The following is a 23,755-nucleotide window of genomic DNA, read 5'->3' as shown; positions in this document are numbered from 1 at the left end:
CGCTCAGCCTAGCGACAGGACGGGCACCCCCAGCAGGTGGACCGATTCCGGCGTGGCGGTCTCCCCCGCGCCGATGGCGACGACGCCGGCGACGTGCACCCGGCCGGCGACCGCGGTGAGCATCGCCGCTGCGTCCGCCGGCTTCCGGCCGACGTCCACGACGACCCACACCTGGTCCGGCGCGAGTCCGTCGACCGTCGCCGCGTCGTCCCACGCCGCGACGCCGAGCAGCGCGTGGCCGTCGCGCACGCCCTCGGCTCGCGCCAGGATGCCGCTCCGCCGGTCCGACGCGTCGGTCGCGCGCAGCGCGTACCGGGTCGCGAAGATGCCGGCGGCCGCGTCGACGTCGTTCGGGCGGCCCACCAGGAGCACCAGGTCGCCGTCCGCCGAACGCACCGCGGCGGGCACGGGCCGGTCCGTCCCTCCAGTCAGGCCCACGACGGGATCCGCGAGCAGCGCATCGACGGCCTGGAGGCGCGACCCGCCCCCGTCCACCGGCGCCGGTTCCGGGAGTGCCGGGGCCGGGCGCGGCGCGCTCCGCGTGATCCCGTCCGCCACGAACCCGTCGAGGACCGACGCGAACGCGTCGGCCCGCGTCGACGCGGTGCCGTCGCCGCCGGCGATCCGGGCCTCGGCCTCCTCGGCGTCGGCGAGGAGCGCGGCGATGCCGACCCGCTTCGTCGGGCCGTCGGAGATCGCGACCCGGGCGGTGGGCACCTCGTCGGGTGCGGGGACCTCGACCGTGGCCTCGACGTGCGCCCGACGGAACAGGCCGCCGAGGCCGGGCGTGGTGACGCGTTCGGCGGCGACGATCCGGGCGCCCGCGCCGAACTCGGCCCGGACGGCGTCGCGGACCTCGTCGAGCGTCGCGCCGTTACGCTGCAATCGGGTCGGCGGCACGGACCACTCCCACGGTCTCGATGGTGGAGCCCGCGGCCGTCGCCTCCTGGTAGGAGAGCACGGGCAGGCCGTCGGACTGGGCGGAGACCATGCGGTGCACGGCCGGGCGGAGCTGCGGGGCGCAGACGAGGACCGCGGAGATCCCCTGGTCCTCGACGGCGCGGACGGCGTCGCGGAGGGACCCGAGGACCTGTTCGATCCGGTGTGCGTCGAGCACGATCTGGGTGCCCTGCTCGGACGGTCGGAGTCCCTCGAGCATCGACTGCTCGAGCAGCGGGTCGATCATGATGACGCGGAGCACCCCGGCGTCGAGGTGGCGCGCGGGGAGCGCGGGCCCGAGGGCGGCGCGGGCGGCCTCGACGAGTCCCTCGGGCTCGGTGGAGACCTTCGCCCGGAGCGTGAGCGCCTCGCAGATCCGGCCGAGGTCGTTGATCGGCACCCGTTCGGCCAGAAGTCCCTGCAGCACGCGCTGGAGCTCGGCGAGGGAGAGCATGCCGGGGACGAGTTCCTCGACGGCGGCCGGGTTGACCTGCTTGACGCCCTCGGTGAGCACCTTCACGTCCTCGCGGGTGAGCAGCCGTGCGGCGTTGTCGCCGATGACGGCCTGCAGGTGGGTGACGAGCACGGAGACCCGGTCGATCACGGTGGCGCCGGTCATCTCGGCGGCGTGCCGGAGCTCCGCGGGGATCCACTTGCCGGCGAGGCCGAAGACCGGCTCGACGGTGGTCTCCCCGGGGAGCCCGTCGAGGTGGTCGCCGAGGGCGAGGACGCTCCGCGACGGTGCGGTCCCCCGGCCGGCCTCGACGCCGGCGATCCGGATGGCGTAGGTGGAGGGCGGCAGCTCGATGCTGTCGCGCGTGCGGACGGGCGGCACGACGACGCCCATGTCGACGGCGATCTTGCGGCGGAGCGCGCGGACCCGGCCGAGCAGGTCGTCGGATGCGCCGGAGACCATGTCGACGAGGTCGGGGGCGAGCAGGATCTCCAGGGCGTGCACGCGCATCTGCTCGATGAGGTCCTCGGGGGTGTCCGCGTTCGGCGCGGCGGCCTCCAGGGCCTGCTGCTGCGCGGCGTCCTGCTCCGCACGCTTGGCCTGCTGGCCGAGTCGCCAGGCGACGAACAGCAGCGTCGCCCCGATGAGCAGGAACGGGACGATCGGCATGCCGGGGATGAACCCCATCGCGATCGCGGCGACACCGGCGATCCCGAGCGCGTTCCGCGACTGGGTCAGCTGGGTGGTGGCCGAGGCACCGATCTCGGTCTCGGCGCCGGAGCGGGTGACGATCATGCCCGTCGACACCGCCATCAGGAGCGCCGGGATCTGCGTGACGAGCCCGTCGCCGATCGTCAGGATGCCGTACTTCGCCAGGGCGTCGGTGACCGAGAGCCCGTTCTGCAGCATGCCGATCGCGATGCCGCCGACGAGGTTGATGACGATGATGAGGATGCCGGCGATCGCGTCGCCCTTCACGAACTTCGACGCACCGTCCATCGCGCCGTAGAAGTCGGCCTCGGCGGACACGGCCGCCCGGCGTTCCTTCGCCTGGGCGTCGGTGATGAGTCCGGCGTTCAGGTCGGCGTCGATCGCCATCTGCTTGCCGGGCATCGCGTCGAGGGTGAACCGGGCCCCGACCTCGGCGACTCGCTCGGCGCCCTTCGTCACGACGACGAACTGGATGACGACGAGGATCAGGAAGATGACCGCGCCGATGATGATCGAGCCGGAGACGGCGACGTGGCCGAACGCCTGGATGACGTCGCCGGCGAAGCCCTCGCCGAGGACGAGCCGGGTCGACGCGACGTTGAGGCCGAGGCGGAACAGCGTGGCGACGAGCAGCAGCGACGGGAACACCGAGAAGTCGAGCGGTTTCTTGACGAACAGCGTCGTGAGCAGGATCACCAGCGCCAGCAGGATGTTGCAGATGATCAGGAAGTCCAGCAGGAACGACGGCACCGGCAGGATCAGCAGCAGGATAATGCCGACGATGAAGACCGGGACGGCGAGCTTCGGCAGGTCCTTGCGGTTCATGCGGGCACCTCTTCGAGTGGGCTGTTCTTGCGGAGCCGGCGGGGACGGAGGTCCCCGGTGAGGGTGGTCGGGTCGAGGACCGTGGACACCTCGTCCGGCGTGGTGGGTCGTGGAGCGGCGTGCGTCCCGGCGGCGGCACCGCGGGCCCTGAGCGCCATCACGAAGGACAGCACGCGGGCGACGGGCGTGTAGAGGTCGACCGGGACCTCCTGCCCGAGCTCGCAGGCGGCGTGCAGCGCTCGGGTGAGCGGGACGTCCTGGACGATCGGCACCCGGGCCTCGACCGCCTTGTCCTTGATGACGGCGGCGACCGGGCCGGCGCCCTTCGCCACGACGCGCGGCGCGGACTTGCCGGGCTCGTACTTGAGCGCCACCGCGTAGTGCGTCGGGTTCGTCATCACGACGTCCGCCGTCCCGATCGCCTGCACCATCCGGTTCCGGCTCATCGCCAGCTGGCGGGAGCGCCGCTGCGACTTCACGAGCGGGTCGCCCTCGCTGTGCTTGTTCTCGTCCTTGACCTCGCGCTTGGTCATCATGGTGCGCTTCCGGTTCCGGCGGACCACCACGAAGACGTCGAGTGCGGCGAGGACCAGGCCGGCGGCGATCGCGGCGCGCAGCAGCGTCCCCGCGCCCTCGCCGGCGGCGTCGAGCACCGCGGACAGCGGCAGCGAACCGCTCGTCATGAGGACGGGAACGAGGGCCTGCACGGCGAACCAGAGCACCAGGCCGACGACGGCGGTCTTGAGCAACGCCTTCACGCCGTTCCAGAGCGCCTGCGTCCCGAACACCCGCTTGAGTCCCGCCACCGGGTCGAAGTGCTCCGGCTGCGGCGTCATCTTCCGGAAGTGCACGCCGCCCTGTGCCACCGCGGCGGCGACCACGGCGACGAGCACGACACCGAGCATCGGGCCGAGGGTGCCGGCGATCGAGCCGAGGGCGTCGTGGAAGACGCCGTTCATGGTGCCGATCGACGGGTCCGCGATCACCCGCTGGACCGCACGCAGCTGGTCGGACCCGGAGGCTGCCGCGGAGCCGATCGCCGCGGGCATCATCAGCGCGGCCGCGGCGATGCCGATCCACGCGCCGAGGTCCTGCGACCGACCGATCTGGCCCTTCTGGTGGACCTCGCGCATCCGCTTCTGGGTTGCCTGTTCGGAGCGTTCTCCGCTGTCGGACACGTCGGTCACCCCCGTCCCGTGATCGCGGCCACGGCGTCGCCGGTGAGCGAGGACACCACGGACGGCAGCGCCATGAAGAGGGCACCGGCGAAGACGACGGTCAGACCGATCTTGATCGGGAAGCCCATCTGGAACGCGTTGAGCGCCGGGGCGACACGGGTGAGCAGCCCGAGGCCGACGTCGGCGAGGAAGAGCACGACGACGAGCGGTCCGGCGATCTGCAGCGACGACAGGAACATCCGCGACAGCGCGGTGACGAGCACCGAGGCGAGTCCGCCCAGCTCGAAGGTCCCGGTCAGCGGCACCGCGTCGAACGACCGCACGAGTCCCGCGACGATGAGCTGGTAGCCGCCGGACGCGAACAGGAGCGCGAGCGACGCCATCTGGAACAGCCGGGTGAACTGCGCGCCGTTGACCTGCGACTGCGGGTCGTACGCCTGCGCCAGGGTGAACCCGCCGAACAGGTCGATGAGCGCACCGGCCGACTGCACCGCGGCGAACACCAGGAACACCAGGAACCCGAGGGCGAGCCCGACGACGAGCTGCGTGAGGAGCGCGAGCAGGAACGGCCCGGTGTCGAGCGAGTGGTACCCCTCGGCGACGCGCGGCGCGACGCCGATCGCCAGACCGAGTCCGAGGATGACCTTCACGGTCGCGGGGAACGCCCGGTACGAGAACGGCGGCGCGATGACGAAGAACGCCACGAGCCGGACCCCGGCGAGCATCGTCGCCTCGAGGCGGTCACCGTCGATCGTCAGCTCCATCAGGCGGTCCCCAGGAGCTTCGGGATCATGTCGAAGGCCACGTGCGTGAACGCCACCATCTCGGAGATCATCCAGTTGCCGCAGACGACCAGGGCGATGGCGACCGCGACGGCCTTCGGCACGAAGGAGAGCGTGACCTCCTGGATCTGGGTGACCGACTGGAACAGCGAGATCGCGAAGCCGACGACGAGCGAGGTCACGAGGACCGGCGCGGCGAGCTTCGCGGACACCAGGAGCGCCTGCAGCGTGAGGTCGATGACGGCCTGCTGGTTCATGCCTGCCCCTTAGACAACGTGGTAGCTCTCGATGAGCGACTTGATGATGAGCCCCCAGCCGTCCACCAGGACGAACAGCAGGATCTTGAACGGGAGCGAGATCATCACCGGCGGGAGCATCATCATGCCCATCGACATGAGGGCCGCGGAGACGACGAGGTCGATGACGAGGAACGGGATGAAGATGACGAACCCGATGATGAACGCGCTCCGCAACTCCGAGATCACGAACGCCGGGATCACCGTGGTCATCGGCACGTCGGCCATCGACTTCGGGTTGTCCTGACCGGCGGCGCGGGTGATGAGCGCCACGTCCTCCTCGCGGGTCTGGTGCAGCATGAAGGTCCGCAGCGGCTTCGTGCCGATCTCGACGGCCTGGTTGAAGTCGAGGTGTCCGGCCAGGTAGGGCTGCAGCGCGTCGTCGTTGATGTGCCCGAGCACCGGCGCCATCACGAACAGCGACAGGAACAGGGCCAGGCCGGCGAGCACCTGGTTCGGCGGGATCGACTGCAGCGCGAGCGCGTTCCGGGTCATCGCGAGGACGACGAAGATCTTCGTGAACGACGTCATCATGAGCATGAGCGCCGGGGCGACGCTGAGCAGCGTGATGCCGATGAGCGTGACCACGGCGGACGACGGGGTCCCGTCCGGGCCGTTCACGCTGACGCTGAAGTCACCGGTCGACGGCGGGGTCGGGGTGGCGGGAGCGGTGGGCTGCACGACGCCCGCGGCGTGCGCACCGGTCGCGGTGAGCATGAGGAAGCCGGCCACGACCGTCACCCCCAGCAGCAGGAGGGCGATGAGGCGTCCGGTCCGCGCCGCGGTCACCCGGCCCGCCGGTTCCGGAGCGCGGCGGCGGCCTGCCGCCAGGTGTCGGCGGACAGGATCGAGCCCTGCAGCTGCGCGGACGTCTGGACGGCGCGCCGGTCGCGGTTCCGGGGACGCATCGGGAGCGGCTCCGCCGCGTCGGACGGGAGGAACGGCGCGGCCGCCGTCTGCTGCGCCAGTTCCTGACGGAACGCGTCGGCCGACGGCGTCGGACGCACGGGCAGCTGCACCGGTCCGGTGACGATGGTCAGCTCGGGTGCCGGCGCCTGCCCGCTCGTGAGGAGGTTCACGCCGTGCTCGGAGACCCCGAGCACGAGCCGCTCCCCCTCCACGTCGACCACGACCACGCTCGCCTTCCCGCCGATGCCCTGCCGGGCGACGACCTCGACCGAGGCCGAACGACGGCCCTTGGTCCGGCCCGCGCCGAAGCCGCTCTTCGCCATGCGTCGGTGCAGCACCCACATCAGGGCGAGCACGACGCCGAGCGAGAGCGCGACGCGGAGGGTGATGACGAGCGTGTCCACGGCCGGGCTCAGACGCTCTCGGCGACGTCGAGGATCTTCGTGATGCGGACCGCGTAGTCCTGGTCCACGACGACGACCTCGCCGTGCGCGATGAGCCGACCGTTCAGCAGGACGTCGGCGGGGGCACCCGCACTGCGGTCGAGTTCGACGACCGCGCCCGGCTCCATGCCGAGCACGTCGCGGACCGACATCCGGGTGCGGCCGATCTCGACCGTCAGGGTCATCTCGACGTTGTTGATCCGGCCGAGGTTGCCGGCCGGCACGGACGGCACGGCCGACGCGGCGGCCGAGACGGTGCCGTTCTTGCGGACCCGGAGGGCGAACCAGCCCCCGGGGAGCCCGCCGCCGGTGAGTTCGAACACCACGGTGTCCGGGTCGGCCAGGAGGGCCGAGGCCGACTCCCGCCGGGCGTCCCCGAGCACGCCGACGCCGAGCACGCCGGCCGCGGCCTCGAGCGACGGACGCAGCACGTCGGTGACGTCGACGATCCCGTGCTCGGTGCTGCCGGCGGCCGCGACGGACTCGAGGTCGGTGAGCACGAGCACGAGGTCGGCCGACAGGCCGCCGACGAACGACGCGACCACCGCGTCGCCGGCTGCTTCGAGGGCGACGGGGGTCGCGCCTCCAGGCTGGGCCACCGCTGCCAGCGGGACCGCCGTCGGGAGCTGCGCGGCGAGGGCCTCGGCCGCCTGCGTGTGGAGGGTGGTCGTGACGGTCATGCGCTGGGCTCCGATGTGGTGGTGACGACGATGCCGGCGAGGCGCGAGCCGTTCGCGCCGACGGCGGCGGTGCCGACGGGCTCGCCGTCGACCGCGATGGTGAGGGGGCGGTGCTGCGGGTGCGGCAGCGGCAGGACGTCGCCGACGGCCAACCGGAGCACCTGCGACGGCAGCACCGTCGCGGGCGCGAAGCGGAGGCTCACGCCGACCGGGACGCCGGCGAGCTGCGCGTCCACCAGGACCCGGGCGTCGGCGGACGACACCTGGGTGGCGGCCTCGCCGAGCTGCGGGAGGACGGCCTCGGCAGGCAGCGCCAGCGTGCCGGGGGCGACGCGGTCACCGACGCGGATCGTGAACGACGCGACGATCATCAGGTCGCCCTTCTGGGCGGCCTGGGCGAACTGCGAGTTGAACTGGAAGCCGCCGGCGGCGACGTCGTGCGCGAGCAGGCCACCGAACGAGTACCGGAGGTCGTCGAGGGCGTCCTCGACGATCTTCCGCACGAGGGCCTGCTCGATCGGGGTGAACGTGCGGTCCGGCGTCGGCAACGGCTTCGACGCACCGAGCGCGTGCGAGACCCAGGTCAGGGCGGCGTCGAGCGGGACCTGCAGCACGCCCTTCGGGGTGACGTCGGCGATCGGCAGCAGCACCATGCCCGTCAGCGCGGGCAGCGAGGCGGCGTACTCGTCGTACGTCGTCATCTGGACCTGCTCGCAGGTGACCTGGCTGACGGCGCGGACCTTCGCGGTGAGCTGCGTGCCCCACTGGCGCGCGAACGTCTCGAAGGCGAGCTCGAGGACCCGGGCGTGCTCGCGGGCGAGCGTCGACGGGCGCGCGAAGTCGTACACCTCGGGCGCTGGCAGGGTCTCGGTCACGGGTGCGTCTATCGGTCCGCCGGTGCGCACCCGTCAGTGCTGGCCCCTCTTCTGGGGCGGTCGTCGTGTCGTCGTGATCGGGCGTCAGCCCTGGCGCGCTCCGTCCTGCGCCTTCGCGAGTGCCGGCATCAGCGCACTGACGTCCTGGTCCTGGTTCGACAGCACCACGATGTCGACCCGACGGTTCAGGGTGAGGTCGGCGTCGGTCCCGCCCTTCGCGAGCGGCCGACTCGACCCGAACCCGACGCTCTGGACGTGGTCCGCCGGCATGCCGCCCCGCTCGACGAGGTCCCGCAGCACCCCGGTCGCGCGCGCCGCGCTGAGCTCCCAGTTCGTCGCGTAGGGGGCGGTCGAGTTCCGCTGGTCGGCGTGTCCCTCGACGCTGACGTCGTGGCTGCTCGTCCTCAGCACCGGCGCGATCGCGTCCATGATGCGCTTCGCCTGGTCGGACAGGTCGGCGCTGTTCGTCGTGAAGTACGTCTCGCTGCCGACGAGTCGGACGGTCAGGCCGCGGGCGTCGACCGTGAACTGCACGTTGGCGGTCTGCCCGGCCTTCGCGAGGTTGCCCTTGATCGCCGCCTCGATGGCCGTGAGGTCGTCGAGCTCCTGCTGTGCCGCCGCCAGGTCGGCCTTCGTCGCGGTCGTCGGCACCACCGTCGACGCCGGGTCGACGTTCGTGTCCTTGGTGCCCGACGACGCCGTGGAGTGGTCGGCGTGCGACTTGTCGACGGAGTAGCCGGAGCCGTCCTCGACCTCGTCCTTCGTGACGACGGTGCCGGACGCCGTGTCGACCTTCTGCGACTTGACCTCGCCGAAGCCGGTGGCGAGCGAGTTCTTCAGGGCGATGTACTTCTGCTGGTCGACCGTCGACATGGCGAACAGCACGAGGAACATGCACATCAGCACCGTGATCATGTCCATGTAGGACGCCATCCACCGCTCGTCGGGGTGCTCGGCCTCGTCGTGGGACTTCTTCGACCGGCCGCGGCCGCGTCCCCGGGGGTTCGCGCTCATCGTCAGGCCGCCAGCTGCTGGTCGTCGACGTCCGCGTCGCCGCCCTTGCCGGCCTTGGCCTTGCGGCCCTTGGTGTCACCGCGGAACGCCGGCGGCACCATCGCGGTGAGCCGTTCGCCGAGCAGTCTGGGCTGGCTGCCGGCCTGTACCGCGAGCAGCCCCTCCATGAGCAGGGTCTGCCGGTCGGCCTCGAGCTGCGCGAGCTTGCGGAGCTTGCCGCCGATCGGGAGCCAGAGGAAGTTCGCGGTGAGGAGACCCCAGAGCGTCGCCACGAAGGCGCTCGCGATGAGGGGGCCGAGCTCGTCGGGCTTGCCGAGGTTCGCCAGGACGTGCGTCAGCGACACGACCGTGCCGATGATGCCGACGGTGGGCGCGAAGCCGCCGAGGCCCATGAAGAACGCGCTCGCGCTCCGGACCGGGGCGGCGTTCGACTCGATCTCGTCCTCGAGCAGGATCCGCAGTTCGTCGCCGTCGGTGCCGTCGGCGATGTTCTGCAGCGCCTTCTTCATGAACGGGTCGTCGTGCTTGTCGGCCTCCTGCTCGAGCGCGAGCAGACCGTTCGCCCGTGCGGTCTCGGCGAGGCCCACGACGTCGTCGATGACCGACTGCGGCGGGGTGACCTTGCCGGTGAAGGCCTTGGGGACCGCCTTGAAGCTCGCGATGGCGTCCTTCAGGGTGGTGCTCGCGATGCCGCAGCCGATGGTGGCGCCGAACACGAGGAGCATCGGCGCGGGCAGGAACAGTCCCCCGAGCTCGACGTGCTCCATCTCGACCATGCCGAACAGGGCACCGAAGGCGACGAGGATGCCGATGATCGTTGCGATGTCCACGTCAGCGTCCCCCGTCCTGCGTGCGGGGTGCCGGGTCGGTGGGGACGGCGTGGATCGGGGCGACGGGCGCCAGGGTCGGCTGCGGGCCGGTGGCGTCCCGGGCGCCCGCGTCCGTGCCGTAGGCCATGCCGACGATGCGGGCCCGGTACGCGGCGATCAGGTCGATGACGTCGGCCAGGGACTCGCGCACGATGTACTTGGCGCCGTCGACCATGATGAGCGTCGTGTCCGGCGTCTCCTGGATGCGCTCCACGAGATCGGGGTTGACAGCGAATGCGCTGCCGTTGAGTCGTGTGACGACGATCATGGCCCGTCCTGGTTCTCGATCGTCCCGCCGCCGTCCGTGGGGCGGGATGCGGCCCGTCCGTGGGCTGCACCGAGGACTATCGGCGGACCGGCGCGGGGCGTTAGGCCGGTCGCTCGCAGAGTCGGTGCCTCGGCAACAACCGCCGCGTAAAGTCTCACAGACGGTGTATTCCCGCTGCGACGGGGAGAATCCTGGGCGTTGCTCCCCGGATTTTATCTCATGAGCGTGTTACGTTGGCGCCATGTCCGACACCACCACCGTCGCCACGCCGGCCGCCACGGCCACGCCGGCACCGCTCCGCGAGGTCGGCGCCCTGATCCGGGGCGCCCGCAAGGGCCGCAGCATGACGCAGGCCCAGCTCGCCGAACGCGTCGGCACCAGCCAGAGCGCGATCAACCGCATCGAGCAGGGCGGCCAGAACCTGTCCCTCGAGATGCTCACCCGCATCAGCGACGCCCTCGACCAGCAGATCGTCTCGATCGGCGGCGCCCCGCAGCGCGCGCACCTTCGGGTGCAGGGCGGCAGGAAGCTCAGCGGCTCCATCGCGGTGAACTCCAGCAAGAACGCCGCGGTCGCCCTGCTGTGCGCCTCGCTCCTCAACCGGGGCGTCACCCGACTGCACAAGGTCGCGCGGATCGTCGAGGTCGACCGCATCATCGACGTCCTCCGCAGCCTCGGCGCGACCGTCACGTGGTCGGAGGACGGCGAGACGCTGGAGATCGTCGCGCCGGCGGACCTGAAGCTCGACGCCATCGACGCCGACGCCGCCCGCCGCACCCGCAGCGTCCTGATGTTCCTCGGCCCGCTGAGCGGGCGCTACGAGCAGTTCCGCCTGCCGTACGCCGGCGGTTGCGACCTCGGTACCCGGACGGTCGAACCGCACCTCATCGCCCTCCGACCCTTCGGCGTCGACGTCGAGGCCACCTCGGGCTGGTACGAGGTCGACGTGGCGAACACCGAGGTCCCGACGAAGTCGATCGTCCTCACCGAGCGCGGCGACACCGTGACCGAGAACGCGATCCTCGCCGCCGCCGCCCGCGACGGCGAGACCGTCATCCGGAACGCCAGCCCGAACTACATGGTGCAGGACCTGTGCTTCTTCCTCGAGCTGCTCGGCGTGCAGGTCGAGGGCATCGGCACCACCACGCTCCGCATCACCGGCAAGAGCCGCATCGACGAGGTCGTCGACTACTGGCCGAGCGAGGACCCGGTCGAGGCGATGAGCCTGCTGACCGCGGGCATCGTGACGTCCTCGACCCTCACGGTCACCCGGGCGCCGATCGAGTTCCTGGAGATCGAGCTCGCGACCCTGGCCGAGATGGGGCTGCGCTTCGACGTCTCGGCGGAGTACGCCGCCGCGAACGGTCGCACCCGGCTGGTCGACATCACGGTGCACCCGTCCGACCTGCACGCCCCGATCGACAAGATCCACGCGATGCCGTTCCCGGGCCTCAACATCGACAACCTGCCGTTCTTCGTCGTCATCGCGGCGATGGCCGAGGGCACCACGCTCGTGCACGACTGGGTCTACGAGGGCCGGGCGATCCACCTGCTCGACCTGACCCGCCTCGGCGCGAGCGTCACCCTGCGCGACCCGCACCGACTGGACGTCACCGGACCGACGCACTTCTCCGGTGCCGAGGTGAGCTGCCCGCCCGCACTGCGGCCCGCCGTGGTCATCCTGTTGGCGATGCTCGCGGCGAAGGGCGAGAGCGTCCTCCGCAACGTCGGCATCATCGCCCGTGGTTACGAGCAGCTCCAGGAGCGGCTCAACTCCCTCGGTGCCTCCATCGAGACCTTCCACGACTGAGGCCGCCCCACCCGGCGACACGCGCACGACGCGCACCGACGGCCCGTCCCCGCAAGTGGGGACGGGCCGTCACCCGTCCACGGGAACCGACCGGTGCCTCCAGGCCGATGCCCAGGAGCGCTCCACCCGCCGCCCAGGCCGCGGGTGCTGCATGGGCTGATGGCCACGAGATCGCTCCTGACCGTCCCGCTCCTCACCACCGTCGCCGCGGCCGCCGTCGCGTGGTCCGTGCTCGGCCCGGCGGCGGCGCTCGCGTTCGTCGCGCTCGCGCTCCTCGAGATCGCGATGGCGGCGGACTCGTCGGTGCCGATGGCCGGCATCGCGGGCCGGCTGCACTCGCCGGCCCGTCGGCTGTTCCTCTCGCTCGGCATCGTCGCGGGCGTGCTGGCGATGCGGCTGCTGCTGCCGCCGGCCGCCGTGGCGGTGGGGGACGCGACCGACCCGGCGAGCTCGGTGGGCGAGGCCGTCTTCGAGCCCGGGTCGTTCTCGGCGCACCTGGCCGAGGTGCGCCCGGGACTCGCCGCCTTCGGCGCCGCGTTCATCTGGCTCGTGTTCGCGGAGTACCTCTTCAACACAGACCGTACGTCCCGACGGTCCTGGTTGGGCCGCCTGGAGGCACGGCTCGCCCGAGTCGCGCGTCCTCGCGTCTGGTCGCTGGTCACCGCCGGCGCGGGGGTCGCGCTGACCGCGACGCTGGTGGGCGCGGACCGCGGGTGGGCGCCGGGTGGGGTCCTGCCGGTGGTGCTCGGCGGCGCGGTCGGCATCGGCGCGTACCTCGGGTCGAAGCAGCTCGCGGCGTGGTCGCTGCACGGTCGGACCGGGACCGACACCGCGTCGATCGGGGTCGGTCGCGGGGCCTGGCGGATCCACGTCCACGCATCGACGGTCGTCTTCGAACGCGGGCTCGTCGTCTTCATGCTGTTCGAGATCCTCGACGGCGTGTACAGCCTGTCCGGCTCCGGCGTGTCCGGAACCGACGGGCTCGGCGCGGTCGAGCAGGCGGCCGTGGCGGTGGCGGCGATCGGGGTCGGCGCGGTGTTCCTGGCGCGGTTGACCTCGCGACTCGACGAGGCTGCGGGTCTGCGGCGGCTCCGCTACCTCAAGGCCGGCGCGGCCTACGTGCTCGGTGTCCTGTCGGTGCTGCTCTGGACGAGCCTGCTCCTACCGATCCCCGGTGTGGTCGTCGGCTGGTTCGGCAGCGTCGTGATCGGCCTGGCACTGGCGACGTCCCTGCCGTGGCGGGCGTGGTGGCGGCGGGCCCGGCGCGGGCTCACCGGCCGGGCCCGGACCGCTCGGGGGTGACGGGCACGGGCGTGACGGGCACGGCGGCGCGGACGCCGCGGCGCCAGGTCGCGACCGTCAGGGGCGTCCCCGGGCGGTAGGCGATGTGCGCGGCGGTGGGGGCGTCGAGCACCTGCAGGTCGGCCGGTCCGCCGACCCGCAGGCTGCCGACGGCGTCGTCGCCGCGGTCGCGTCCGAGGGCAGCTGCTCCGCCGAGGGTGGCCGCGCCGAGGGCCTCCTCGAGCGTGAGCTGCTGCTGCAGCACGGACGTGGCGACCTGGAACTGCACCGAGGACGTGAACGAGGTCCCCGGGTTGCAGTTCGTCGCCAGGGCGATCCGGACGCCCGCGTCGACCAGCCGCCGCGCCGGCGCGAACGGCGCCCGAGTGGACAGGTCGCACGCGGGCAGCAGCGTGGCGACGGTCGACGACCCCGCGAGGGCATCGACGTCGGCGTCCGACAGGTGGTTGCAGTGGTCGACGCTCGCGGCGCCGAGCTCCACCGCGAGGGCCACCCCGCCGCTCTCGCCGAGCTGGTTCCCGTGCACGCGGAGCCCGAGGCCGGCCCGGCGTCCGGCGAGGAGGACGCGGCGGGACTCCTCTGGGCTGAAGGCCCCGTCCTCGCAGAACACGTCGACGAACTGCGCGTACGGCGCAACGGCGGCGAGCATCGGGCCGGTCACCTGGTCGAGGTACGCGGCACGGTCGACGCCGTCGGGCACGACGTGCGCGCCGAGGAAGGTGACGACGTCGGCGACCTCGGCGGCGATCCGGGCGAGGCGTTCCTCGGCGGCGACGGCCAGCCCGTACCCCGTCTTCGCCTCGATCGTCGTGGTGCCCTGCGCGACGGCGCCGTCGACGATCGACCGGGCCCGGGCCAACAGGTCCGGCGTGCTCGCCGCACGGGTCGCCCGGACGGTCGTCAGGATCCCGCCCGCGGCGTACGGTCGGCCGGCCATCCGGTCGACGAACTCCGTCGAGCGGTCGCCGGCGAACACGAGGTGCGTGTGCGAGTCCACCCAGCCGGGCAGGACCGTCCGCCCGCCGACGCTGGTGCGGACGTCCGCCGCCGGGGCGTCCGCACGGGCGCCGATCCAGACCACGCGGCCGTCCTCGACCACGAGCGCCTGGTCGGTGCGGACGACCGCGGCGGCCGCGGCGTCGCCCGTCCCGTCCGCGTCCCGCGGGTCGACGGTGCGCAGTTCCCCGACGTCGGTGATGAGTTCACTGGTCACCGGTGGGCCTCCGTCCAGGTCGTCAGCAGGTCCGCGGGCGCGCGACCGTCGACCAGTCTGCTGCCCGTGGCGCGGACGACCCCGCCGACCACGACGCGCCGGACGTCCGACGCGGTGGCGGTGAGGACGAGCTGCGACAGGGCGGAGCCCGTCGTCCGGACGCTCGACGCGTCGACCTCGACCAGGTCACAGGGCGCTCCGACCGCGATGCCGCCGGGCAGCCCGAGCGACCGGTAGCCCGCCGTGCTGCGTGCGGCGTCGAGCTCGGCGGGCGTGAACACGCCCCGACGTCGTGCGCCCAGTCGTTCGCCCGCTTCCAGCCCCCGGACCTCCAGGAACGGGTCGACGACGGCGTTCTGGTCGGATCCGAGCGCGATAGTCGCCCCCGCGTCCGCGAGCCGTCGGGCCGGTCCGATGCCGTCCCCGAGGTCGGCCTCGGTCGTCGGGCAGAGCACCGCGGTGACTTCGGCGCCGCCGAGGAGCCCGATCTCGTCGTCGTCGAGGTGTGTCGCGTGCACGACACTGAGGCGAGTGGACAGCGCGCCGGCGTCGGCGAGCACGCGGGTCGGACGAGCACCCCAGGCCGCGAGGCTCTGCGCGTTCTCGGCGGGCTGCTCGGACAGGTGCACGTGCAGCGGCACGTGCTCCGGTAGCTCCCGGGCGATGACGGCGACGTCCTCGGGGCTGACCGCGCGGACGGAGTGCACCGCCGCGCCGACCGTCACGAGCGGGTCGCCACCGAGCGCCTGCCGGAGTGCCGTCCAGCGGTCGAGCCACGCGGCAGCGGTGCCGTCCCCGAACCGCTCCTGCTCCGGGGCGAGCGGTCGTCCCGGAGCGCCGGTCAGGTAGCAGGTGTCGAGGAGCGTGAGGCGGATGCCGACCTCGCGGGCCGCCGACGCCAGCGCGAGCCCGATCGCGTTCGGGTCGTCGTACGGCGTGCCGTCCGGTCGGTGGTGCACGTAGTGGAACTCCCCCACGGCGGTCCAGCCGGCCGCGAGCATCTCCCCGAACACCCCGACCGCGAGCGCCCGGTAGGAGTCCGGGTCGAGGGCCCCGGCGGCCCGGTACATCGCGGTGCGCCACTGCCAGAAGTCCCCGCCGTCGCCGTGGGTCCGTCCGCGGAGGACCCGGTGGAACGCGTGCGAGTGCGCGTTCCCCGAGCCGGCGAGCACAGTGCCCAGACGCAGGTCCCCCGGGTGCGCAGGGACGCCCTGGTCGACGGTCGTGACACGGCCGTCGGGACCGACGCCGATCCGGACGTCGTCGACCGGCACGCCGTCGACCAGCGCGGTCGCGCAGTGCACCGCGGTCACGTCAGTGCCCGCATCACGGCGGTCAGGGCGTCGACCCCGGCGGCGCAGTCCTCCGCGTCGGACCACTCCTCGGGGGCGTGCGACACCCCGGTCGGGTTCCGGACGAACAGCATCGCCGAGGGCACGTGCGCGGACAGGACGCCGGCGTCGTGCCCGGCGCCGGTCGGCAGCACGGGCACAGGACCCGCGTCACCGCGCAGCACGCGGTCGATCGCCGACCGCGGTCCCTCCGGGAAGTCCGCGCGGGCGGACCAGGACTCCTCGGTCACCGCGACGGCGCACCCGTTCGCCGCGGCCGCGGCACGGGCGGTCCCGGCGACGTCGGCGACGAGGGCCTGCGTGACCGCGTCGTCGCCCGCGCGGGCATCGAGCCAGAACTCGACGGCCGAGGCGATGACGTTCGTGCCGCCCGGTACCGAGCGGAGCCGGCCGACGGTGGCACGGGCATCGCCGCGGATGCGGGCCAGCGCCGGGATGCCGGCGACCACCGCGGCCGCGGCGACCATCGGGTCCCGGCGGTCCGCCATCAGCGTCGCCCCGGCGTGGTTGCCCTGCCCGGTGAACCGGAAGCGCCACCGACCGTGCCCGAGGATGCTCGACGCCAGTGCGACCGGCGCGCCGAGGTCCACCAGTCCGCGGCCCTGCTCGACGTGCAGCTCGACGAACGTGCCGATGCCGGCGAGGCGCTCCGGGTCCGGACCGACGCCGGACGGGTCGATGCCCGCGGAGGCGAGCACGTCCCGCAGGCTGGTGCCGTCCGCGTCCGTCAGCGCGAGTGCGCGTTCCGGGCTGATCGCGCCGCTCAGCAGGCGCGACCCGAGGCAGGCGACGCCGAAGCGCGAACCCTCCTCCTCGGCGAAGACCGCGATCGCGGTCGGTCGCGACGGCCGGTGGCCCGCCGCCTGCAGTCGGGCGACCGCGTCGAGAGCGGACACGATCCCGAGCGGGCCGTCGAACGCGCCGCCGCCGGGCACCGAGTCGAGGTGCGAACCGGTGACGAAGGCGTCCGGTCCGGGAGCGCCCCACCACGCCCAGGTGTTGCCGTTGCGGTCCTGTTCGACGTCGAGGCCCAGCCGGGTGGCGCGCTCGACGAACCAGTCGCGGAGGGTGCGCTCGGCGTCGTCGAGCAGGTGTCGGGTGTAGCCGCCGCGGGTCCGGTCGCGCCCGACCTCGGCGATCTCCGCCAGCCCGGGCAGCACGGTCGCGCCGGAGTCCGCCACGGTCAGACCTCCCACATCGGGACGCGCAGACCGCGCTCCCGAGCGACCTCCTCGGCGCGCTCGTAGCCCGCGTCGACGTGCCGCATGACGCCGGTGCCGGGGTCGTTCACCAGGACGCGCGCGATCTTCTCGCCGGCGAGCTCCGTGCCGTCGGCCACGATGACCTGGCCGGCGTGGATGGACCGGCCGATGCCGACCCCGCCCCCGTGGTGGATCGAGACCCAGGTGGCCCCGGACGCGGTGTTGAGCAGGGCGTTCAGCAGCGGCCAGTCGGCGATGGCGTCGGAGCCGTCCGCCATCGCCTCGGTCTCGCGGTAGGGGGACGCCACCGATCCGGAGTCGAGGTGGTCGCGGCCGATCGCGATCGGGGCGCTGAGCTCGCCCGAGGCGACCATCTCGTTGAGCCTCAGGCCAGCGAGGTGCCGCTCCTGGTAGCCGAGCCAGCAGATGCGCGCGGGCAGGCCCTCGAACTGGATCTTCTCGCCCGCGGCGGTGATCCATCGGCGGAGTTTCTCGTCCTCCGGGAACAGTTCGAGGATCGCACGGTCGGTCGCGGCGATGTCGGCGGGGTCGCCGGAGAGGGCGGCCCAGCGGAACGGGCCCTTGCCCTCGGCGAAGAGCGGCCGGATGTAGGCCGGCACGAAGCCGGGGAACGCGAACGCCCGCTCGGAACCGCCGAGCTCGGCCTCACGGCGGATCGAGTTGCCGTAGTCGAAGACCTCGGCGCCGGCGTCCTGGAACCCGACCATCGCATCGACCTGCTTCGCCATGGCACGGCGGGCGTCGGCGGTGAAGGTCTCCGGATCGGCTTCGGCACGTGCGGCCCACTCGTCGACGGAGTAGCCCTCGGGCAGGTAGCTCAGCGGGTCGTGCGCGCTGGTCTGGTCGGTGACGACGTCGATCGGCGCCCCGCGGCGCAGCAGTTCCGCGAAGACGGTCGCCGCGTTGCCGACGAGCCCGACGGACAGCGGTCGGCGCGCGTCGCGGGCGGCCGTGACCCGGGCGACCGCGTCGTCGAGGTCGTCGGCGAGTTCGTCCAGGTAGCGGTGGTCGACGCGACGCCGGAGCCGTGCGCGGTCGACGTCCACGACGATCACGGCGCCGCCGTTCAGCGTGACCGCGAGCGGCTGCGCGCCGCCCATGCCGCCGCAGCCGCCGGTGAGCGTGATCGTGCCGGCGAGGGAGGCCATCTCCGGGTCGTCGCCACGCTTCGCCGCGAGCTCGGCGGCGACCGCGGCGAAGGTCTCGTAGGTGCCCTGCAGGATGCCCTGGGTACCGATGTAGATCCACGAGCCGGCGGTCATCTGGCCGTACATGGTCAGCCCCTCGGCCTCGAGCTTCCGGAACTCCGGCCAGGTCGCCCAGTCCCCGACGAGGTTCGAGTTGGCGATGAGCACGCGCGGTGCCCACTCGTGGGTGCGGAACACCCCGACCGGCTTGCCGGACTGCACCAGCAGGGTCTCGTCGGACTCGAGGTCGCGCAGCGCGTGCACGATCGCGTCGAACGCCCGCCAGTTGCGCGCCGCCTTGCCGGTCCCGCCGTAGACGACGAGGTCCTCGGGGCGCTCGGCGACCTCGGGGTCGAGGTTGTTCATGAGCATCCGGAGCGGGGCCTCGGTCTGCCAGCTCTTCGCGCTGAGCTGGGAGCCGCGGGCGGCACGCACCGTGCGCGGGCCATCGTCGTCCGTGGTGGATACGGCGTGGTCTGCTGCTGTCTCGGTCACGGTGACTCCTTCGTCGGTGTGCGGGCCGTCCGGGGCAGCGGCTGGCGTCGAGCCCGGGCTGGTCCCGTCCATCTGACACGAGGACCCGGGGTGCGCGGGGACCGTCACGGCAGATAGTGTCCGGGATACCGGACACGAAACGACGCCGACATCGGGAGCGCCATGGCCAGCACCTCGCCGAAGGTCCCCGCGCTCGACGCGGCCCTGCGCGTCCTCGGCCTCCTCGCCACGCAGCGTGGTCCGATGGCCGCGAGCACGATCGCCACTCGCCTGGACCTCCCCCGCTCGACCGTCTACCAGCTGCTGACCACGCTTACCGAACACGGGTTCGTGCTGCACCTCGTCGAGGCGCGGAAGTACGGGCTCGGCCTGGCGGCGTTCGAGCTCGGGTCGGGGTTCACCCGCCAGCAACCGCTCACGCTGCTCGGCGCCCCGCTCCTCGCCGGACTCGTCGACCGCACCGACGAGAGCGCGCACCTCGCGGTCCTGCACGGCATCGAGGTCGTCTACGTCGCCGAGGAACGCGCCCGGCACCGGCCCGCACTCGTCACCGACGTGGGGGTCCGACTGCCGGCGCACCTCACCGCGACCGGCAAGTCCATGCTCGCGGCGACCCCCGCAGCGCAGCTCCGTGCGCTCTACCCGCCCGGGACCGCCTTCGTGCGACGCACCGAGACCGGGCCGGCCGACCTCCGGACCCTCCGTGCCGAGCTCGACGACGTCCGTGCCGCCGGGTACGCGACCGAGGAGGGTGCGGTCTCCCCGGGGCTCTCGTCCGTCGCGGTCGCGGTGCTCGACACCACCGGGTGGCCGGTCGCGAGCGTCGGGTCGACCTACGTCCCGGGGCCGGACGGCGCTCCGCCGCCGGGCGTCCTCGACGGGGTCGTCCGCACCGCGGCCGCCCTGTCGCGCCGCCTCGGTGTGCCGACCGGTCGGCCCGTGGATCCGTGACGAGCCGGACGCGGCCACGGACCGGCCTGGAGGCGCGGGGCGGGCCCGCCCCGCGCCTCCCGTCCGACGGTGGTCGCGTCAGCGCGACGCGGCGAGCCGCTGCCAGGTGCGCACCACCGAGTCCGGGTTGAGCGACATCGACGAGATGCCGCGGGCGCGCAGGTGCTCCGCGAACTCCGGGTGGTCGCTCGGACCCTGCCCTCGAACGGCACACCGGCGACGCCGGGTAGCGCGTGCCGCCGGGCTCGCGTGTGCCTGGCGGGCCGCCGGGCTCGCCTGGGCCCGCCGGTCCGCGGGCGCCGGGCCCGCGCGTGAGCGCGGTCAGGCCGGGTCGCGTTGACTGGGGTGTCGGTCGAACGAGGAGTGCACGTGCTGGGACCTGAACTGGTGGTCGTGCTCGGCCTCGCCATCGCGATCACCGCGGGTGTCGCCGACCGGATCAGGATCGCACCACCCGTCCTGCTGCTCGTCATCGGCGCCGGCCTGGCGTTCGTCCCGCAGTTCGCCCACGTCGAGCTGCCCGCGGACGCCGTCCTCCTGCTGTTCCTGCCCGCCCTGCTCTACTGGGAGAGCCTCACCACGTCGCTGCGGGAGATCCGGAAGAACCTGCGCGGCATCGTGCTCATGGGCACCCTGCTCGTCGTCGTGACGGCCGGCGCGGTCGCGGTCCTGCTCCACCTGCTCGGCATGCCGTGGGGCCCCGCCTGGGTGCTCGGCGCCGCGGTCGCGCCGACCGACGCCACCGCCGTCGGGGTCCTGACGAAGATGCTCCCCCGCCGGAACGTCACGGTCCTCCGAGCCGAGAGCCTGGTGAACGACGGCACCACCCTCGTCGTCTACGGCATCGCCGTCGCCGTCACCGTCGGCACGCAGCAGCTCACGTTCTGGGGCGTCTCCGGGATGCTCGCGCTGTCGTACCTCGGCGGGGTCGCGGCCGGGCTGCTCGCCGCCTGGGTCGGTGCGCTCGTCCTCCGGCGGGTCGACACCGTCGTGCTGGAGAACCTCGTCACCCTGCTCGTGCCGTTCGTCGCGTTCCTCGGCGCCGAGGCGATCGGGGCCTCCGGGGTCCTCGCCGTGGTCGCCGCCGGGATCGTCGTCAGCCAGGTCGGCCCGAAGCTCGACCGTGCCGAGACCCGCCAGCAGGTCCGGTCGTTCTGGTCGTTCCTGACGTTCCTGCTCAACGGCGCACTGTTCGTCCTGGTCGGCATCGAGGCCATGGTCGCCGCACGGGCACTCGAGCCGGCGGAGCTCCTGCGCGCCGCCGGCATCATCGGCGCCGTCGCAGTCGCCCTCGTCGTGGTGCGCTTCGCCTTCCTCAACACCGCGGGCGGAGCCGTCTGGCTCGTCACCCGGACGACGGGTGGATCGCCGCGCGAGGGACACCGGGACCGGCTGGTCAGCGGCTTCGCCGGGTTCCGCGGCGCGGTGTCGCTCGCCATGGCCGTCGGCGTCCCGCGCATGCTCGAGTCGGGCGCGGCGTTCCCCGACCGGGACCTCATCGTGTTCGTCACCGCCGGTGTCGTCGTCGTGACGATCGTCGGGCAGGCACTCGTCCTGCCGGTGGTCCTCCGCCGGGCCGCCCTGCCGGAGGACGAGTCCGTCGGCGAGGAACGCCGCTACGCCGAACGCACCGCGATCGAGGAGGCCCTCGACGCGCTCCCCCGGCTCGCCCGCGCCACCGGCGCGGACCGAGCGACCGTCGAGCGGGTCCGGAAGGACTACGAGGCGCACCTCGACGTCATCCAGGCCCGGGAGGAATCGGACGACGACCACCCCGCCCTGCAGCGACACGACACCGCGGTCGCCCTCGAGCTCGCCCTCGTCCAGCACAAGGCCGCGACGCTCCTGCGACTCCGGGACGCCGACGAGATCGACGACCTCGTGCTGCGGCAGGTGCGCTCCGGGTACGACGCCGAGGAGGCACGGCTGAGCGGGGCGACGCAGGCGTGAGGGATCGGCGCCGCCGCATCTACGCCGCCGTGTCGGCGCAGCCGTGTCGGTGCCGCCGTGTCCACGGCACCGTGTCGGCGGGTCACGGTGTCTCGTGCGAGGATCGTGCGGTGCTCCCCCACCAGCGTCCCGTCGCGGTCGTCATCGCCGCCATGAGCGAGGAGGTCGCCGCGTTCGCCGACCTGTTCGGCGACTCGTCGATCCTCGACGGCCCGGTCGGCGGCCACGACGGGCACCACCTGCTCGACGTCGGCGGCGCCGTGGTCGCCGTCCAGCGCAGCGGCATCGGCTTCACGAACGCGACGGCGACGGTCGCCCACGCGTTCCACGACTTCGGCCCCGGAACCCCCGTGGTCAACGTCGGGACCGCCGGCGGCCTGATGCACGGCATCGCGATCGGGGACGTCGTCGTCGGGGACCGCGCCGTGAACCTCAACGCCGACGCGACCGCGTTCGGGTACGCCCTCGGCCAGGTGCCGGGCATGCCGACCGGGTACGCACCGGACGAGCGGCTCGTCGAACTGGCGCTCGGTGCGGACACCGGCGACCGGGTGCGCGCCGGGACGATCGGTTCCAGCGAGGTCTTCGTCACCGAGGACCGCGCCCGCACGTTCCGGGCAGCGTTCCCCACGGTCGCCGCCGTCGACATGGAGACCGCGGCGATCGCGCAGTTCGCACACGTGCACGACATGCCGTTCGTCTCGATCCGGTGCATCAGCGACCTGTGCGCGCCCGACGGCGACGAGTTCCGCGAGCACCTCGACGACGCGTCCGCGCGTGCCGCTCGGGTCGCGCACGACGTGGTGGTCGGGCTGGCCGGCTGACCGCTGCGCTGGCGTGGTCCGTGCCGCCCCGCTACCGTGTCGGCATGGGTGGGGACGACGGAGTGGACGGCCGACGCGTGCAGGTGGTGGCCGTACTGGTCGGCCTGGGGGCACTGCTGGTGCTGCCGCTCGTGGTGGCGACGGGTTCGGACTTCATCGGCGGGGGCGGCATGACGCCGCACGGGCGGGTCTGGTACTGGACCACGATCGCCGTCGGGCTCGCTGCGTCCCTCGTCGGAGCCGTGCAGGGCTGGCGGCGGGCGAGCGCCGCGGGCTTCGTCCCGGGCGTGCTCCTGCTCCTCGTGCTCATCGCGATCGCTGCGCTGGTCCACTTCCCCTGAGGGCTGCCCCGCACGCACGGACGACCGCGGCCCCACGCGTGGTGCGTGGTGCCGCGGTCGTCGGTGTGTGGTGCTGTGTGTTACTTGATCTTGGCGGTGATGGTGGCGGTGCCGACGAGGAGGCCGCTCTTGACGGCGTCGGTCTTGAAGGTGCTGTTGAGCAGCTTCGCGGCGTCGGCGGAGACGTGCACCGTGGTGCCGGTCAGGATCGCGTTGTCGCCCTCGAGCTGGAGCGGCTTGAGGGTGCCGCCGTGCAGGGAGAACAGGTACGCGTTCGCGACGGCGACCTTGCCGTTGACCAGGACGTCACCGTAGAGCTTGGACGAGCCCGGGTTCACGACGAAGTTCTCCAGCGTGACCGTGGTCTCGCCCGCGGTCAGCGTCAGGCCGGAGTCGTCGTGGTTGAGCAGGCCCTGCACGTAGGGGCGGTAGTTGCCGTCCGGCGACCAGTACGTGACCGACCCGGCGGTGATCGGGAACGACACGGACCCGTCGGCGAGCTTGGCGTTGCCGGACACGCCCGGGGTCAGCTTCAGCGCGGTGAGGGCGTCGGTGAAGCCGGAGTCGAGCGCGACGGCGGTGTTGCCGCCGAGGACCTCGGGCACCGATGCCACGGGGGCGGGGATCTTCGACGAGGACGAGGACACCGTGTGGATCGCCGGGGTCGAGGCCTGGGCGGAGGAGATGCCGAACGCGGCACCGCCGAGCACCAGGGCGCCGGTGGTGGCGAGGGTGATGGAGGTCTTGAGGCTCTTGCGCATGATCGTGTTCCCTTTGCTGTCGTCGCGCTCGGCGCGAATTGCTGCGTGTACGCCGAACACACCCTGTGCGAGGGTGGAGAACCAGCGTGGTGCGGCTGGTGAG

General features: G+C 72.9%; 23 protein-coding genes. 6 read left to right on the top strand and 17 right to left on the bottom strand.

What is annotated here, in order from left to right:
* Positions 1-3: 3 nt before the first annotated feature.
* From ACRQ4B_RS11030 to ACRQ4B_RS10975, 12 genes are all read right to left on the bottom strand, one after another.
* Positions 4-885: a hypothetical protein gene (locus ACRQ4B_RS11030; protein ID WP_439691492.1), complete on the bottom strand. Its 882-nt coding sequence runs from the start codon at positions 883-885 to the stop codon at positions 4-6.
* Positions 875-2,929, bottom strand: coding sequence for a flagellar biosynthesis protein FlhA (locus ACRQ4B_RS11025; RefSeq protein ID WP_439691491.1), 2,055 nt, complete (start codon positions 2,927-2,929; stop codon positions 875-877). Before ACRQ4B_RS11025 ends, ACRQ4B_RS11030 begins: the two co-directional genes overlap by 11 nt.
* Entirely contained in the window at positions 2,926-4,107 is a 1,182-nt protein-coding gene (locus ACRQ4B_RS11020; protein WP_439691490.1) for an EscU/YscU/HrcU family type III secretion system export apparatus switch protein, read from the bottom strand. Before ACRQ4B_RS11020 ends, ACRQ4B_RS11025 begins: the two co-directional genes overlap by 4 nt.
* A gap of 5 nt (positions 4,108-4,112) precedes the next feature.
* Positions 4,113-4,871, bottom strand: coding sequence for a flagellar biosynthetic protein FliR (locus ACRQ4B_RS11015; protein ID WP_439691489.1), 759 nt, complete (start codon positions 4,869-4,871; stop codon positions 4,113-4,115).
* Positions 4,871-5,146 (bottom strand): flagellar biosynthesis protein FliQ, encoded by a 276-nt coding sequence (fliQ, locus tag ACRQ4B_RS11010; protein ID WP_144749995.1) that lies wholly within the window; start codon positions 5,144-5,146, stop codon positions 4,871-4,873. The genes ACRQ4B_RS11015 and fliQ overlap by 1 nt, the downstream gene beginning before the upstream one ends.
* A 9-nt stretch (positions 5,147-5,155) precedes the next feature.
* Positions 5,156-5,974 (bottom strand): flagellar type III secretion system pore protein FliP, encoded by an 819-nt coding sequence (gene fliP, locus ACRQ4B_RS11005; protein WP_439691488.1) that lies wholly within the window; start codon positions 5,972-5,974, stop codon positions 5,156-5,158.
* Positions 5,971-6,498: a FliO/MopB family protein gene (locus tag ACRQ4B_RS11000; RefSeq protein ID WP_439691487.1), complete on the bottom strand. Its 528-nt coding sequence runs from the start codon at positions 6,496-6,498 to the stop codon at positions 5,971-5,973. Before ACRQ4B_RS11000 ends, fliP begins: the two co-directional genes overlap by 4 nt.
* Positions 6,499-6,506: 8 nt before the next feature.
* Positions 6,507-7,217 (bottom strand): flagellar motor switch protein FliN, encoded by a 711-nt coding sequence (gene fliN / locus ACRQ4B_RS10995; RefSeq protein ID WP_439691486.1) that lies wholly within the window; start codon positions 7,215-7,217, stop codon positions 6,507-6,509.
* Positions 7,214-8,092: a flagellar motor switch protein FliM gene (locus ACRQ4B_RS10990; protein WP_439691485.1), complete on the bottom strand. Its 879-nt coding sequence runs from the start codon at positions 8,090-8,092 to the stop codon at positions 7,214-7,216. The genes fliN and ACRQ4B_RS10990 overlap by 4 nt, the downstream gene beginning before the upstream one ends.
* Before the next feature lie 84 nt (positions 8,093-8,176).
* Positions 8,177-9,106 (bottom strand): OmpA/MotB family protein, encoded by a 930-nt coding sequence (locus ACRQ4B_RS10985; protein ID WP_439691484.1) that lies wholly within the window; start codon positions 9,104-9,106, stop codon positions 8,177-8,179.
* 2 nt (positions 9,107-9,108) lie between these two features.
* The gene (locus tag ACRQ4B_RS10980; protein WP_439691483.1) at positions 9,109-9,936 is read right to left on the bottom strand and encodes a motility protein A; all 828 of its coding nucleotides are present in this window, start codon (positions 9,934-9,936) and stop codon (positions 9,109-9,111) included.
* Position 9,937: 1 nt separating this feature from the next.
* Positions 9,938-10,243, bottom strand: a complete 306-nt coding sequence (locus tag ACRQ4B_RS10975) for a flagellar FlbD family protein (RefSeq protein WP_439691482.1) — start codon at positions 10,241-10,243, stop codon at positions 9,938-9,940.
* Between the two features lie 241 nt (positions 10,244-10,484).
* Between ACRQ4B_RS10975 and ACRQ4B_RS10970 the strand changes: the two genes are divergently transcribed.
* A complete protein-coding gene (locus ACRQ4B_RS10970; RefSeq protein ID WP_439691481.1) occupies positions 10,485-12,053 on the top strand; it encodes a helix-turn-helix domain-containing protein in 1,569 nt (522 codons plus the stop codon).
* A 159-nt stretch (positions 12,054-12,212) separates the two neighbouring features.
* Positions 12,213-13,355, top strand: coding sequence for a DUF475 domain-containing protein (locus ACRQ4B_RS10965; protein WP_439691480.1), 1,143 nt, complete (start codon positions 12,213-12,215; stop codon positions 13,353-13,355).
* Here the strand turns inward: ACRQ4B_RS10965 and hutI are convergent.
* From hutI to hutU, 4 genes are read right to left on the bottom strand one after another with little or no spacing between them, the layout of a single operon-like run.
* Complete coding sequence (gene hutI, locus ACRQ4B_RS10960; RefSeq protein ID WP_439691479.1) at positions 13,324-14,568, bottom strand: imidazolonepropionase; 1,245 nt, start codon at positions 14,566-14,568, stop codon at positions 13,324-13,326. The two genes, ACRQ4B_RS10965 and hutI, sit on opposite strands and share 32 nt — an antisense overlap.
* Complete coding sequence (locus tag ACRQ4B_RS10955) at positions 14,565-15,881, bottom strand: formimidoylglutamate deiminase (protein ID WP_439691478.1); 1,317 nt, start codon at positions 15,879-15,881, stop codon at positions 14,565-14,567. Before ACRQ4B_RS10955 ends, hutI begins: the two co-directional genes overlap by 4 nt.
* Positions 15,878-17,101, bottom strand: a complete 1,224-nt coding sequence (locus ACRQ4B_RS10950) for an allantoate amidohydrolase (protein WP_439691477.1) — start codon at positions 17,099-17,101, stop codon at positions 15,878-15,880. Before ACRQ4B_RS10950 ends, ACRQ4B_RS10955 begins: the two co-directional genes overlap by 4 nt.
* A gap of 2 nt (positions 17,102-17,103) precedes the next feature.
* Positions 17,104-18,825 carry a urocanate hydratase gene (gene hutU / locus ACRQ4B_RS10945; protein WP_439691476.1) on the bottom strand — a complete coding sequence of 574 codons (1,722 nt, stop codon included), beginning with the start codon at positions 18,823-18,825 and terminating at the stop codon, positions 17,104-17,106.
* Between the two features lie 162 nt (positions 18,826-18,987).
* On the opposite strand from hutU, the gene ACRQ4B_RS10940 reads away from it, so the two are divergent.
* The 4 genes from ACRQ4B_RS10940 (at position 18,988) to ACRQ4B_RS10925 (ending at position 22,891) form a co-directional block, all read left to right on the top strand.
* Positions 18,988-19,776, top strand: coding sequence for an IclR family transcriptional regulator (locus ACRQ4B_RS10940; protein ID WP_439691475.1), 789 nt, complete (start codon positions 18,988-18,990; stop codon positions 19,774-19,776).
* 369 nt (positions 19,777-20,145) lie between these two features.
* A complete protein-coding gene (locus ACRQ4B_RS10935) occupies positions 20,146-21,726 on the top strand; it encodes a Na+/H+ antiporter (RefSeq protein ID WP_439691474.1) in 1,581 nt (526 codons plus the stop codon).
* A gap of 110 nt (positions 21,727-21,836) precedes the next feature.
* Positions 21,837-22,550, top strand: a complete 714-nt coding sequence (mtnN, locus tag ACRQ4B_RS10930) for a 5'-methylthioadenosine/S-adenosylhomocysteine nucleosidase (protein WP_439691473.1) — start codon at positions 21,837-21,839, stop codon at positions 22,548-22,550.
* 44 nt (positions 22,551-22,594) lie between these two features.
* Entirely contained in the window at positions 22,595-22,891 is a 297-nt protein-coding gene (locus ACRQ4B_RS10925) for a hypothetical protein (RefSeq protein ID WP_439691472.1), read from the top strand.
* 80 nt (positions 22,892-22,971) lie between these two features.
* Here the strand turns inward: ACRQ4B_RS10925 and ACRQ4B_RS10920 are convergent, their stop codons facing one another.
* Complete coding sequence (locus tag ACRQ4B_RS10920; RefSeq protein ID WP_439691471.1) at positions 22,972-23,652, bottom strand: hypothetical protein; 681 nt, start codon at positions 23,650-23,652, stop codon at positions 22,972-22,974.
* Positions 23,653-23,755: the final 103 nt, after the last annotated feature.

The sequence above is a fragment of the Curtobacterium sp. SP.BCo genome (genome assembly GCF_051903265.1).
Taxonomy (GTDB): Bacteria; Actinomycetota; Actinomycetes; order Actinomycetales; family Microbacteriaceae; genus Curtobacterium.
Note: the sequence above shows the minus strand (reverse complement) of the source record. Positions and strands in the feature narration are given on the sequence as shown.